13 protein-coding genes are annotated in these 13708 nt (G+C 54.5%); 4 read left to right on the top strand and 9 right to left on the bottom strand.

The window, feature by feature from the left end; all coding sequences use genetic code 11:
* Nucleotides 1–97: 97 nt before the first annotated feature.
* Nucleotides 98–2494: a S8 family peptidase gene (locus BLP78_RS00670; RefSeq protein ID WP_218118892.1), complete on the top strand. Its 2397-nt coding sequence runs from the start codon at nt 98–100 to the stop codon at nt 2492–2494.
* A 218-nt stretch (nt 2495–2712) separates the two neighbouring features.
* Here BLP78_RS00670 and BLP78_RS00665 read toward each other — a convergent pair whose 3' ends face one another.
* Entirely contained in the window at nt 2713–2967 is a 255-nt protein-coding gene (locus tag BLP78_RS00665) for a TOBE-like domain-containing protein (RefSeq protein WP_256329922.1), read from the bottom strand.
* Between the two features lie 227 nt (nt 2968–3194).
* Here BLP78_RS00665 and BLP78_RS00660 point away from each other — a divergent pair, with 227 nt between their 5' ends.
* A complete protein-coding gene (locus BLP78_RS00660; protein ID WP_090455353.1) occupies nt 3195–3617 on the top strand; it encodes a cupredoxin domain-containing protein in 423 nt (140 codons plus the stop codon).
* 12 nt (nt 3618–3629) lie between these two features.
* Here the strand turns inward: BLP78_RS00660 and BLP78_RS00655 are convergent, their stop codons facing one another.
* From BLP78_RS00655 to BLP78_RS15455, 8 genes are all read right to left on the bottom strand, one after another.
* On the bottom strand, nt 3630–4709 hold the full coding sequence (locus BLP78_RS00655; protein ID WP_090455351.1) for a sulfate/molybdate ABC transporter ATP-binding protein: 1080 nt from the start codon (nt 4707–4709) through the stop codon (nt 3630–3632).
* Entirely contained in the window at nt 4690–5574 is an 885-nt protein-coding gene (cysW, locus tag BLP78_RS00650) for a sulfate ABC transporter permease subunit CysW (RefSeq protein ID WP_090455349.1), read from the bottom strand. Before cysW ends, BLP78_RS00655 begins: the two co-directional genes overlap by 20 nt.
* A gap of 10 nt (nt 5575–5584) precedes the next feature.
* Nucleotides 5585–6418, bottom strand: coding sequence for a sulfate ABC transporter permease subunit CysT (cysT, locus tag BLP78_RS00645; protein WP_090455347.1), 834 nt, complete (start codon nt 6416–6418; stop codon nt 5585–5587).
* 13 nt (nt 6419–6431) lie between these two features.
* Nucleotides 6432–7292: an EAL domain-containing protein gene (locus tag BLP78_RS00640; RefSeq protein WP_256329920.1), complete on the bottom strand. Its 861-nt coding sequence runs from the start codon at nt 7290–7292 to the stop codon at nt 6432–6434.
* Between the two features lie 11 nt (nt 7293–7303).
* Nucleotides 7304–7690, bottom strand: a complete 387-nt coding sequence (locus BLP78_RS00635) for a DUF2325 domain-containing protein (RefSeq protein WP_090455346.1) — start codon at nt 7688–7690, stop codon at nt 7304–7306.
* A gap of 42 nt (nt 7691–7732) precedes the next feature.
* Nucleotides 7733–8734, bottom strand: coding sequence for a sulfate ABC transporter substrate-binding protein (locus BLP78_RS00630; protein WP_090455343.1), 1002 nt, complete (start codon nt 8732–8734; stop codon nt 7733–7735).
* Nucleotides 8735–8786: 52 nt separating this feature from the next.
* Nucleotides 8787–10391, bottom strand: a complete 1605-nt coding sequence (locus BLP78_RS00625; RefSeq protein WP_090455556.1) for an alginate export family protein — start codon at nt 10389–10391, stop codon at nt 8787–8789.
* Nucleotides 10392–10613: 222 nt separating this feature from the next.
* On the bottom strand, nt 10614–10811 hold the full coding sequence (locus tag BLP78_RS15455; protein WP_090455341.1) for a YezD family protein: 198 nt from the start codon (nt 10809–10811) through the stop codon (nt 10614–10616).
* Between the two features lie 363 nt (nt 10812–11174).
* Here BLP78_RS15455 and ttcA point away from each other — a divergent pair, with 363 nt between their 5' ends.
* Both ttcA and BLP78_RS00610 read left to right on the top strand, forming a co-directional pair.
* Nucleotides 11175–12065, top strand: a complete 891-nt coding sequence (gene ttcA / locus BLP78_RS00615) for a tRNA 2-thiocytidine(32) synthetase TtcA (RefSeq protein WP_218118893.1) — start codon at nt 11175–11177, stop codon at nt 12063–12065.
* 224 nt (nt 12066–12289) lie between these two features.
* Nucleotides 12290–13660, top strand: coding sequence for a Do family serine endopeptidase (locus tag BLP78_RS00610; RefSeq protein WP_090455339.1), 1371 nt, complete (start codon nt 12290–12292; stop codon nt 13658–13660).
* Nucleotides 13661–13708 lie beyond the last annotated feature (48 nt).

Genomic DNA, 13708 nt, shown 5'->3' with positions numbered 1-13708 from the left:
TGCTGGGTTTGTTACAAACGAAGACTTTCGATCCAGAAGGACAGGTCGAAACCCCATCATTCCTCCACAGGATCGCTTTGCGCACGGACAGTACTTATTGTCCCGCTATACTGATCTGGTAGGTAAATTCGAAGCGCAGCGGACGCAAATTGAAAACCCGATAACAGAGGACGTTGGGATCTATATCGAGATCGTAAGTGCACCGGGTTGCGAACTTCCATTGGATAGCCTGGATACGAGTCGCGATTTCAAGCTCCGCTCATGCCGCAAAGAAGACGATTATGAAGTCGCGTTGATTTTCATACCAGAATCCAGACGAGATATTTTTCAGAGAAAGTTGGAGCAGTACCTCGACCCGGAAAAAGATGGGAAGGGTGGACCACGAAACCACAACCTTGTCGACAGCGTCGCCGAGATCAAGCTGGCTGACTTGCGGTCATTTTGGACTGATGATCCGGTAGAATTCCCCGGTGATCCCGACCAGGTCGTATGGTGGGAGCTGTGGCTGAAGAAGCGGGGCTCAAAAGAGAATCCTCTCGAAATAGCTCAGCAGCTTGCGGAGCGCATAGGTGGGCGCTTGGGGAATACGTCACTAAGCTTCTTCGATAGCATCGTCGTTCTTGTTCGGGCAGCTGCGCGTCAACTCGAACGGGCGCCGGAATTGATTGCGTCTCTCGAAGAATTGCGCCGAGCCAAGGAAACGCCGAACGTCCTAATCGGATCCTCGCCGAAAGAACAGCAGCAGTGGGCAGATGATTTGCTGCATCGAATGCAGGTTGATGATGCAGCATCAACTGCAGTGGCAATCCTTGATACCGGCGTCAATTATCGCCACCCCTTGCTTGCGAGCGTCTGCGACGCAGACCATGCGGAGCGTTGGAGTCCTGGCTGGCCTCACTTCGATGATTTCAATCCCGCGAATCCGAGTGCGCCATACAGTGATCACGGTTCCAGACAGGCTGGGCTTGCCGCTTTTGGCGATCTGCACGCAGCTCTGATTAGCGGCGAACCCGTCGTCCTGAAACATCGCATCGAGTCGGGGCGCATTCTGCCGCCGACAGGCGAAAATGACCCAGAGCTGTATGGCGCCATTACGGTTGGCACAGCAGCCAAGCTCGAGGTCGAGCGGCCAGAGTGGCGCCGTGTGTACTCTCTCGCCGTAACAGCCGACCCCGAGCGCATGGGCGGACAGCCTTCATCTTGGTCGGCAGAGATTGATCAGTTTGCCTCAGGAATGGAAGATGGAAAACAAAGGCTTTTCGTTATTTCTGCAGGCAACAACCGTGACCTGTCGCCACATGTCGATCACTGGGAACAACTGCACCTTGCCGAGATCGAAGATCCGGCCCAGTCCTGGAATGCCCTGACTATAGGGGCGTATACCGAAAAAACTACAAACGACGACCCAACTTTTGATGGATGGTCGCCGTTCGCGCGTACGGGTGATGTTGCACCTGCGTCGCGGTCTTCAGTGAACTGGCGTTGGCGCAAGCACGCCCCTTACAAACCTGACCTTGTCGCAGAAGGCGGGAATCGACTGCTGTCGCCTGATCGAACCGAGGTTTCTAGCGAGGATGTTGTGTCTTTGCTGACTACGTCGGGTAGAACAACGGGGCAACTGTTCGAAGTCTCGGCGGACACCAGTGCTGCTTGCGCCCTAGTATCCGGCCACGCGGCAATGCTCATGTCTGAGTATCCGGAATACTGGCCGGAAACAGTTCGTGGATTACTGGTGCACTCTGCTGAGTGGACAGAGCTTATGTGGCAGCGATTTGGTCTCCTTCTGAGCCAACACAGCAGCAGGGTTGCCAAGCAAACGATGCTTAGAAGCGTCGGTTACGGCGTTCCCAATCTGGAGCGGGCTCTCTATAGCGCGAATCACGCCCTGACGCTCATCGCTCAAGACCATCTGCAACCATTCGCCAAGGATGCTGATGCAAGTGAATCCACCGACCCCAAACTGAACGAAATGCAGCTCTATCAGTTGCCGTGGCCAAACGAGGCGTTGCGGCAGCTTCCCCCGGAAACGGAGGTAAGGCTTCGCGTCACCTTGTCGTACTTCATCGAGCCAAACCCGGGACGCCGTGGGTATCGACAACGTTTCAGTTATCAGTCGCACGGACTGCGGTTCGAGGTCATACGGCCCGGGCAATCGCTGGAGAACTTTCGAGCCTTTATCAATGGACTGGCGAATGTGGGAGGTTACGAAGGTCCTGAGGGCGATGCTGACGGCTGGCACCTGGGCCCACAGCTGCGTACGCGCGGCTCTCTGCATGCGGACGTTTGGACGGGTTCGGCAGCGGCACTTGCGGATATGCACACCATCGCTGTGTTTCCGGTCGGCGGTTGGTGGAAGTACCGCACTGCTCAGGATCGTTGGCAAAACAGTGTCCGATACAGCCTTATCGTGAGTATCGATGTGCCGGACGAAACCGTCGATATCTACTCTGTCGTAGAGAACCTCATCGAAACCCACGTGGAGGTTGAGGTGTGATCGGTGCAATCCCGCCAGTTCTTTTCCGAAGGCTGCATGCATCGTGCCTGTATAGTGCCGATCAAACCCAGCGGCCTCCTTCGGGGCATTGATGAATTCGTTTATCTTTTTACCCAGGGCTTCAATGCCCTAGATCCGCTCATCCTTGATGGCGGTGTCGGGCATACGATTTGCCTTTTAGGGACCACACGTACCACCAGCGCAAAAGTGCCAGACAATCAATGTATCTGCACCGGAAAGAGATTGAAACGGGAAGGTTTGATGAAAACCTGATCGCCTTGGGTCAGTTGCAGTTCGCGAAAGCGCTCCCTGCAGATTTTGACCTCGATCAATTCCTTGTCATCGCTGTCATCGCGCATCAGCTCAAGGCGGACTACCGGCCAACCGAGATAATGTGCGAGATGCGCAGCAATAGCGCCCTCGCCACGCACTATGCGGTGAACATGAATGTCATGAGGGCGCACATAGGCCACGGCTAAAAGCTCCTCGGCTTCGGTATGCTCTGGCGCTTCGGCTTCGATTCGTCTATCTAGGCCCCGTCTGCGACGCATCGCAAGTCAACCGGTATGCTGTGCTGAAGTAAGAATAGCTCCCATATGATACTGTACGATGTGCCTATTCCCCCTAACCCCAATCGAGATAACCCGACGATCCTCGGGTTCTAGTCCGGATTTTGGGAACAAATGGTGAGAAAACCGTCATGAAATCGCTGCGATTTTTATCCGTCTTAGTGCTGACGTTGACCGTCTGCTGCACCGCGGAGCAGCTGGGCGCGCAGCCGGGCAATAAACCGTATAGGGCAGTAATGGGCAGCGATGGCGTGCAAGAGGTGAACATCCTGGCGGGCAATTATTTTTTCAGGCCCAGCCATATCATCGTCAAAGTCAACGTGCCCGTAAGGTTTGTGGTTCGCGTGGAGCGAGGGATCGTTCCTCACGGCTTGGTGCTCAAGGCGCCCGAAGCTAATATCTCGATCGATAAAGACCTGAGTCGGGAGTCTCAAACATTCACCTTCACCGCAAGCGGGTCCGGCAGGTATGCTTTCTATTGCCCAAAGAAGCTGCTCCTTTTCAAGAGCCACAGGGAACATGGGATGGAAGGTATTCTGGAAGTCGTTGAGTAGCTGGTATCGGTCTCAATGTATCTTCGCCGGGAACAGATCGAAGCGTGAAGGTTTGATGAAAACCCGATCGCCCCGCGTCAATTGTAATTCGCGAAAACGCTCCTTGCTGATTTCGACCTGGATCAGTTCCTTGCTATTGTCGCCATCGCCGTCGCGGATCAGCTCAAGGCGCACGATGGGGCCCACCGAAAGAATGTGAGATACGTGTGCCGCGAGTGCGCCGCTACCGTTAACCACCCGATCCACATGGATATCGTGAGGACGCACGTAAGCTACCGCTGCGAGTTCCTCCGCCTCGATGTGTTCGGGCGCGTCGACCTCGATACCGTCTATCCACGCCCGCCCCTTGTGTAACCGACCGTGGAACAGATTCACCTTGCCCAGGAATTCATACACGAATGGACTTGCCGGCTGCTCATACACCTCGTCCGGCGTGCCGATCTGCTCGATATGGCCCTCATTCATGACCACTACCCGGTCAGCCACTTCCAGCGCTTCCTCCTGATCATGGGTAACGAACACGCTGGTGATATGCATTTCGTCGTGCAGCCTTCGCAACCAGGCGCGGAGTTCTTTCCGTACCTTGGCGTCGAGCGCTCCAAAAGGCTCATCCAATAATAATACCTTGGGTTCTACCGCCAGCGCCCGCGCAAGAGCGACGCGCTGGCGCTGGCCCCCCGAAAGCTGGTGCGGGTGGCGGTCGGCCAGCCAGTCGAGTTGTACCAGCTTCAGCAAATCATGCACCCGGTCGCTGATCTCCGTATTGGTCGGGCGGGCGTTTTTAGCACGTACGCGCAAGCCGAATGCGACATTCTCGAAGATGGTCATATTCCGGAACAGCGCATAGTGCTGAAATACGAAACCTACCTGGCGGTCGCGCACATGCTGTCCGGTTGCGTCTTCGCCCTGGAACAGCACATGGCCGGCATCTGCAGCCTCCAGCCCGGCAATGACACGCAGTAGTGTTGTCTTTCCGGAGCCCGACGGTCCGAGCAATGCAAGCAATTCACCCGTGCGAACCTCGAGGCTGACGTCTCGCAATGCGGCAAAATCTCCAAATTGCTTGGAAAGGTTACGTACTTCGATGCTCATTGGCATTCTCCATCTGCTGTTTGTTTCTGGATTCGACGAACGTCTTCAGCGCGAGCGTCACCAATGCAAGCAACGCCAGCAGTGACGCTACCGCAAAGGCTGCCGCGAAGTTGTATTCGTTGTAGAGGATCTCGACGTGAAGCGGCAGGGTATTGGTACTGCCGCGAATGTGGCCCGATACCACGGATACCGCGCCGAATTCGCCCATTGCGCGGGCATTGCAGAGGATGGTGCCATACAGCAGGCCCCACTTGATGTTCGGGAGCGTGACGCGGAAGAATATCTGCCAGCCGTTGGCGCCCAATACAACCGCCGCCTCCTCCTCTTCGGTACCCTGTGCCTGCATCAATGGGATCAGCTCACGGGCGATAAAGGGGACAGTCACGAAGATAGTGGCGAGGACGATGCCGGGTATCGCAAAAATAATCCTGATGTCGTTTTCCGCCAGCCATGGTCCCAGCCATCCCTGCAGGCCGAAGATAAGCACATAGATCAGTCCCGCCACCACTGGCGAAACCGAGAAGGGCAAATCGATAAGCGTTATCAGCAGGCTCTTGCCGCGGAACTCGAACTTGGCAATAGCCCAGGCGGCTGCTATGCCGAATATCAGGTTGAGCGGCACCGCGATCGCGGCCGCAGTCAGGGTCAGTTTGATCGCCGCTACTGCGTCAGGTTCCGTGATGGCGGCCACGTAGACATCTACGCCTTTTTTCAGGGCCTCGTAGAAGACCAGGATCAAGGGTATGAAGAGGAACAGCGCCAGGAATGCGAGCGCCAGCCCAATCAAAATCCAGCGCACCCAGCCAGGCTCGTCGGTGACCACCCGACGCTTGCCGGCAGGTATTGGAAGAGCAGTTGCACTCATCGGCGCATCCTCATATGGCGGCGCTCCGGCGTCGGCTCCACCATTGCAGCAGATTGATGATCAACAGCATCACAAACGAAATGACGAGCATGACTACCGCCAATGCCGTGGCGCCCGCGTAATCGTATTGCTCAAGCTTGGTAACGATCAGGAGAGGCGTGATCTCGGATATCATCGGCATATTGCCGGCAATAAAAATTACCGAACCGTATTCACCGATGGCGCGGGCGAAGGCGAGCGCAAAGCCGGTTGTCAGGGCAGGAAAAATCGTGGGAAAAATGACTTTCACGAAAGTTTGCAGCCGGGATGCACCCAGCGTAGCGGCCGCTTCCTCCAATTCCCATTCGATGTCTTCGAGTACCGGCTGTACCGTTCTTACGACGAAAGGCAAGCCGATAAAAGTCAGTGCGATGAAAATACCAATTGGCGTAAAAGCGATCTTGATCCCGAGCGGTTCGAAATATTGGCCGATCCAGCCATTTCCCGAATAGAGTGCAGTCAGCACAATGCCCGCCACCGCCGTCGGCAACGCAAACGGAAGGTCTACCAACGCATCCACCAGTTTCTTGCCCGGAAAGCGATAGCGTACCAGTATCCACGCCACCAGAAGACCGAATACCGCATTGACCAGCGCCGCTGCAAATGACGCACCGAACGTCAATCGGTACGATGCCATTACCCGCGGAGTCGTCACCATGGCCCAGAATTCCGGCCATGTGAGCGCAGACGTACGGATGAATGCAGCCGACAGGGGGATAAGCACGATCAGGCTCAGATAAACCAGGGTAAATCCAAGCGCCAGGTTGAACCCCGGCAGAACGCTATGTCGTTTGAATGTACTCAACCTTGCACTCCGGTCAGCTGAAATTTATATCTGGATTTATCGATCGGCCGCCTGCGGGTTGATGCACATTCCCGGCGCCGCCCGGCCCATCCACTTCGACCGTGCGGGCCGGTTCCCCAAGGAAACGACCTTGCAATAGATCTGCACCTGAGCGAACCGCGGCAATCACCTGCTGCCTGGTTTCGATACCTCTTGCCAGGATGACGGCCCCCAGGCGATGGGCCGTGTCCAGCAGCGTATCTATTCCATCATGTTGCAGCAGGGAGGAAGCATCCAGCCTTACGACGTCCGGGTACAGGTTCCCCAGTTCCGCCATGTCGCCGTCATTTGGGCCGCTGTGATTCACTGCAATGCGATAACCACGCGATCGATAGTTTCCGATTACGTGCCTGAGCAACCTCAAGTCGCGATTCACTTCGCTCGGAATCCCGATCACCACTCGCGAGGTTGTGATTCCGATGAGATTCAGTATGTTCTCAAACGCCAGTCCGTGATCGTCCTTGACGCTCTCCAGAAGGCGGGGCTGCACGCTGACGAAAAGACTGCCTTGTCCGGAGGCAACCTTGAAATAATTGATCGCATGCAGCGTACGGCAGAGGCGATCCACGCTGACCAGTAAAGCATCCTCGGAAGCCAGGGCGAAGACTCTCCAGGGCGACAACACAGCATCGCGATCCGGCTTGGACCGGATGTAAGCGGAATGCCCCGCCACACGGCGCTCACTTGCATCGAATACCGGCTGAAAGACGCTGGATAGTTGATTGTTTAAAAAATAGCCAACTATCCAGCCATCTTCCGCACGCTGTAAAAGATGATCAGTAACTGCCTGGATTTGCCCGAATTCATATTGTTTGTTTCTCGTTTCCATATTCATGTGCCTCTCCTTCAGGCATGAATCCGGTCCAACCCGGTAAAGTTACCTGGATGCCAGCGTATCAACCCGTTCAGGAATCCCGACCCGATTGGATAGCCGCCGCGACAGGGACCCTCCGCTAATTCGAGCCTCTCCAGCTTTTGGCGCAGGTCATGCGTCGAGCTGCGGCAGAACACCAGCGGTATGTCTCTTCTATACGCTTGCTGCTTCAAAGCGTTCGACACGCCATGGCTGACATAATCGTGCAGTATCACCACCAGCCTGGCACTAACGGGAATCGCGCGTCGGGTAACTCTCGGCTGCCGGCCATCCCAGTGTTCGACACGCCTCAAGCCGTGCGCGAGGAGTTCCCGCCTTAACGTTTCGATGTAGTCTCCGCCGATGATCAATGCTGTCATGTCAGCACCCGATATATGATTTACTTCCGCAAGCCGAAGTTTTCATTGTTGATAAATCTGATCGAACGTGCCCCCATCGGCAAAATGCAGCTTATGCGCGTTTTTCCAGCCACCAAACGCGTCATCGATCTTGAACAGCTTGATGGCAGGGAATCGATCTGCATATTTCGCCGCAACCTTCGAATCGGTGGGCCGGTAAAAGTTTTTTGCGGCGATTTCCTGGCCTTGTTCGGAATAGAGATATTTGAGATAAGCTTCCGCGATATCGCGCGTGCCTTTCCTGTCGACGACCTTGTCTATCACCGTGACCGGCGGCTCCGCCAGGATGCTGATCGAGGGCGCGATAATCTCGAATTTACCGACACCAAGCTCCTTGATGGCCAGAAAGGCTTCGTTTTCCCACGAGATGAAGACATCGCCGATGCCGCGCTCCACGAAAGTCGTGGTAGAACCGCGTGCACCGGAATCCAGCACAGGAACATTCCTGTAAATCCTGGCCACAAACTCCTTTGCCTTGGCGTCGTTACCATAACTCCGCTTTCCATACTCCCAGGCCGCCAGATAATTCCAGCGCGCGCCCCCCGAAGTTTTGGGGTTGGGGGTAATTACAGAAATACCGGGCCTGGCCAGGTCGTTCCAGTCCTTGATATTCTTGGGATTGCCTTTGCGCACCAGCAGCACGATGGTCGATGTGTAGGGTGTGCTGTTATGTGGCAAACGCTTCTGCCAGTCTCCTGGAATCAGCTTCGCCTTCTCTGCAATTTCGTTGATATCATTGGCCAGCGCCAGTGTCACCACATCGGCATCAAGACCATCGATGACGGACCGTGCCTGCTTGCCGGAGCCGCCGTGAGACTGTTTGATGGCGACCTTTTCCCCGGTTTTTGTCTCCCAGTGCTTCACGAATGCCGCGTTGAATTCCTGATAAAGCTCACGCGTTGGATCATAGGAAACATTCAACAGCGTTCTGTCCGCCGACGCGCTCCCGCCAGCCAGGAGGCCTCCAATCAGCAGACCCGTTGTCAGCCATGGTTTGAGTTTCATAAATTCCTCTAATGAGTTAGTGGGGAATAAGTCAAGAATCGGGTTGAAAAGCTTAAAAAGCGCTGACTACCACTTCAACATAAAAAAAGTCGGAACTACCGGGACCTTTGCCAAGGGCCGCTATCTGCCTGTTACGCGTGAACTCGCCGCTTGTAAAGTGTGAGTAACCCACAGTTGTGCTGATATGTTTCGCAATCTTGTAACGTGCACGGACATCAAAGGAGTGGCCAATGAAATCACCGCTTTTTCCGGTAATATCCCGATTAAAACCGGGGTTGGGACGCGCGCTCGTATTGCCATCAAGGAGATTGTTAAAGCGATCCGTACTGCTGGCAAGCCAGAACCAACTGTAACCGCCGTCTATACGCAAGTCCGCTGTCGGCTGAAACTCAAGCTTGACTTTGGGCGCCTTGATGTTTTCGAAAACGATGTAATCGTCCGCCGACCAGGGCCGCGCAAAACCAAAGAACCGCTCAAAGCGATTGTTTACACCATCATTGGGATGCCGATCGCCGCTTGCATAGCCATAAAACGCGCTGATACGGGGTTTCCAACTGTACTCGAGGTTATATCCCACCTCAGTGATATAAGCATGCGCCTCATGTTCTTCCGTGCCATTCCGCCCGAACTGATAGATCAGGTTGAAATCGAAGTCCAGACCGGTATTCCCTATTTTGCCGTAACCTCTCACGGCAGGCGCGTGAATATGCCGGTCGATCTGCCCTGTCTTGCTGCCATCCTGCATGAGGCCCATGTAATACGGCTGGAGTGTGATAATGTCAGACCACTTCCGCCAATGGCCGATTGCACCATAGAACCACTGATTCTCGATGCGCTCGTCAAACTCGGTCAGCAGGCGCTTGACAGGTTGGTAAGCCCATAAATCAACTTCCCAGTCGTTTGCTTCCTGGCCCAGATTGAGTCGAAAACCCTCGAACGTGTTCGTGGTATTACGCCATTCGTTCCGGCCGATCAGACGCCGATCCAATGCCTCATATGCCATGCGGCCAACGCGAAACCTGATGGGGCGCTGTTGTTTCCGGTCGTCTTCACCCAATGCGCTTTTGAAGTAGAGCTCGCCATATGCCTGAATCAGTTCATAGTCGTTGAAATCACGGTCGTCATGCGGAAAATTGCCGTTGTAGCGGCGCGAATCCTGAAACTCGACAGCGCCCCGAAATGGATCCAGAATTTCCCTTATCCCGACATATGCGCGCGAGCGCAGCAGAAAAGGCTGGTCGAGTCTCATGTCGGTGCGCCGAATATCGTTACTGCGAAATTCGTAACGCGTCCGGTGATCCAGGCCGATATCCAGCCAGTAGATATCCTTGAATGCTTCAATACCGGTTTTGCTGAGAGTCTGCACGTATCGAGGCGGATCGGATTCCGGTTGGGTGGAATAGCTGCTGGAAGGCTTGAAGTAGCTTGTCGATTTCTTTTCCACTTTCGGTGCGGATGATTTTTTCGCATCCGCTTTATTAATAGTTTCAGTAAGTTGCGACTCTAAAGTTTTGCCTTCATCTTTCCGGCTAATTCGGTCGTCTTCTTTACTCATTCCCGGTGCCTCGAATTTCCCGGTATTCACATCCGCATGAATCACGCCAATCGGCAATATTGAAATTGCAGATACAAGCATGATTCGCCAATAAAGTTTCATTCTTCTCTCCTGAATCGGCCTTCCGGTATCCCGGTCAGGGACCAGTTTGGTTTTGTCGTTTATCGCCTCCAATCGCTTGGTCGGCAGTTTTTTTGCTTGCAGCACCCTGGTTTTTATCGGTAGATACAGTGACTCAGGTTATGGGAATTGCACTACCGCGGCCAAACCGGCCTTTCCGCGCATTAACGTATCTTGGCGCACCCTTGACGCGCCCTAACGCGCTTAGCTTATGCGAGTTTTTTCGCGACACTCGATCTGCACCACTTTGCCGCCATGAATGATTATCTCTACCGAGCCATATTCGATATCAGCGATCGCCAACAGAATTCGCTGTTTGATATCCATGGGTATCTGTTTGCCGGCCTTTTCAGATCCCGCCTGTTTTTCTTTCAAACCCGTAATTTCCCCTATCGCTACCATTCGTTTTCCCCGAGTGAGGCATGCGGACACGAACGAAAGTTACCAGTCGCGACTTATAATTGAAACCAATAACATTTCACTTGGTTATCTTTTTTTTTCATATTGAAAAATCCTCATGAAGATCTTTCCGAAATCGAGATATTCCAGGAGCAGCAATCCATTTTTCAGGCTCCCGTCAGTGAAGGGCTCGGTCTGGCAAACTTTCTTGATCCATGAGCGTTGCGGTCGTCTGCTCCGGGACCGCGCTGTCCAAATTGAGCTTAATCTGGGAAAATGCCTGAAGATTAGTTAATAATGCTTGGTCTTCGGGCGCTATGGCGGGTTTTTCGGATCAGTGCAGGGATGAGGTTGGTGATGGGAATGATGTCCAGAAAAGAACAACACAATGTCAATAAACTGCATAAGCGGTTGAGGCGCCTTGTCGGCACGGCCATTGCGGATTTCAACATGATCGAGAATGGGGACCGCGTGATGGTGTGTCTTTCGGGCGGGAAGGATAGCTATGCCTTGCTCGATATCCTGCGTAATTTGCAGGCGCATGCGCCAATAGCATTCGAATTGATCGCGGTGAACCTGGACCAGAAACAGCCGGGATTCCCGGAGCACGTATTGCCGGGCTACCTCACCAGTATCGAAATGCCCTTTCAGATTGTCGAGCAGGATACCTACAGCGTGGTGAAACGCGTCATCGCGGAAGGTAAAACCACCTGCAGTCTCTGCTCACGCTTGCGCCGCGGTGTACTCTATCGTGTTGCCGGCGAACTGGGCGCGACCAAGATTGCGCTGGGGCACCACAGGGACGACATTCTCGAGACGCTGTTCCTCAACCTGTTCTATGGTGGCAAGCTGAAGACCATGCCGCCCAAGCTGGTGAGCGATGATGGCCGGCATATCGTGATCCGTCCATTGGCCTATTGTAAGGAGAAAGATCTGGCGGCTTATGCCGAGATAGAAGATTTTCCCATCATTCCTTGCAACCTGTGCGGAGCGCAAAAAAATCTTCAGCGCCAGGCGGTGAAGGAAATGCTGCAGCAATGGGATAAAAAATTTCCCGGCAGGCTGGAAACCATGTTCACTGCATTGCAGAATATCCAGCCTTCACATCTGGCGGATCCGGTGCTCTATGATTTTCATGGGCTCAAGACTGGAAACGGCCCTGTTGTGGACGGCGACAAGGCTTTCGACCCGGAAATATTCGAGACTGGCGTGGAAGAAATGTTGAGTCTGAGCGCTGAGTTGAATGAACCCAGATAATTCATTAGGACGCGAGATGATGGCGAGGCAGGTTGCGAGACAGTTTTGCTGGTTGAGAGAAGTCCATAGCTTGGTCTATGGACGCCGCGCAGGTAGCAAAAATGGCGGCGAAAATGGCCGCAAACTGACCGCCAGCACTCGTGTAGGCTCGCAGAGCCGCCTAATGAATTATCTGGGTTGAATAGGTATTTCGTTTGACCCCACCAAAAATACCCGGCCCATCAATGCAAAAGTCCTTCAGGATTATTTTACGCTACACCAGTTTCATTGTTTTGCTGGCGGTGGCGTTGCCTGGCTACTCCGCTGTGCCATTCACCAACAGCAAGAATGGCCTGCCTACGTTGGCGCCGCTACTTCATGACGTGACCCCGGCGGTCGTCAATATTTCCGTGCTGACGCCTTCGGCCATCGAAGACAATCCATTGTTTCGCGACCCATTTTTCCGCCGTTTTTTTGATCTCCCCGACCAGGCGGCGCGCCCCGAGCGTAGCGCCGGATCCGGCGTTATCGTGGACGCAGCAAACGGTTATGTCGTGACAAATTACCATGTGATAAAGAATGCCCGGCAGGTGATCGTCACGCTCAAGGATCGACGTCAGTTTCAGGCGAAGCTGGTGGGAACGGATCCGGGCACGGACATCGCCGTGCTGCAGATCGAGGCAAAGGATCTGCAGGCTTTACGCCTTGGCGATTCCGAGCGGCTCGACGTCGGAGACTTCGTGGTTGCGATCGGCAATCCATTTGGACTGGGGCAGACCGTGACCTCGGGTATCGTGAGCGCGCTGGGAAGAAGCGGGCTCGATATCGAGGGTTATGAGGATTTCATACAGACCGATGCCTCCATTAATCCGGGTAATTCCGGTGGCGCGCTGGTCGATCTCAAGGGGGAGCTGATCGGTATCAACACGGCGATCGTAGGCCCATCCGGCGCCAGCGTGGGCATCGGCCTCGCCATACCCAGCGTCATGGTCAAGGCCGTGCTCGATCAGATCGTGCGTTTTGGCGAAGTGCGCCGAGGCAGGCTGGGCGCGAGCGGCGAAGACATCAGCTACGACCTGGCTGCATCCCTCGGGCTGGGTTCCACCGAAGGGGCGATCATCAGCACGGTCGAACCCAACTCGACTGCGGAAAAGGCAGGCCTGAGGCTTCGTGACGTGGTAACGGCGGTCAATGGGCGGCCCGTGAGAAATTCCGTTGATTTGCGCAACAAGATAGGGATGACGCCTATCGGCGAAACGATAAATCTAAGGCTCTTGAGGGAAGGTAAGGTTATTAACGCAAAGGTCAAGATCGCGAAGCCGCTCGATGAATCCGGCACCGGGGCGGAAACAGTGCCTCAACTCGCGGGTGCAACGGTGGCGAATCTCAAAAGCGGGTCGTCACGCGGGAAGGTGGAAGGTGTGCTGGTGACCAAGGCAGACGCAAATAGCCCCGCCTGGCTGCATGGCCTGAGGCCTGGCGATATCATCGTCGGGGTCAACCGTAGAAAGGTCCGCACGGTACAGGAATTTCTGGCGGTGTTGCAAACGAGCAAAGATGTCATCGTTCTCAATCTGCTGCGTGGCGATTTCAGGCTGACCCTCATAATTCAGTAAAAGGGTGACCTGACAAGAGCGCCGAGGCGGTTGGAGCCGGCGCTGGCT

The sequence above is a fragment of the Nitrosospira sp. Nsp1 genome (assembly GCF_900100985.1).
Taxonomy (GTDB): Bacteria; Pseudomonadota; Gammaproteobacteria; order Burkholderiales; family Nitrosomonadaceae; genus Nitrosospira.
The sequence above is the reverse complement of the archived record's forward strand: the minus strand, read 5'-3'. Positions and strand labels throughout refer to the sequence as shown.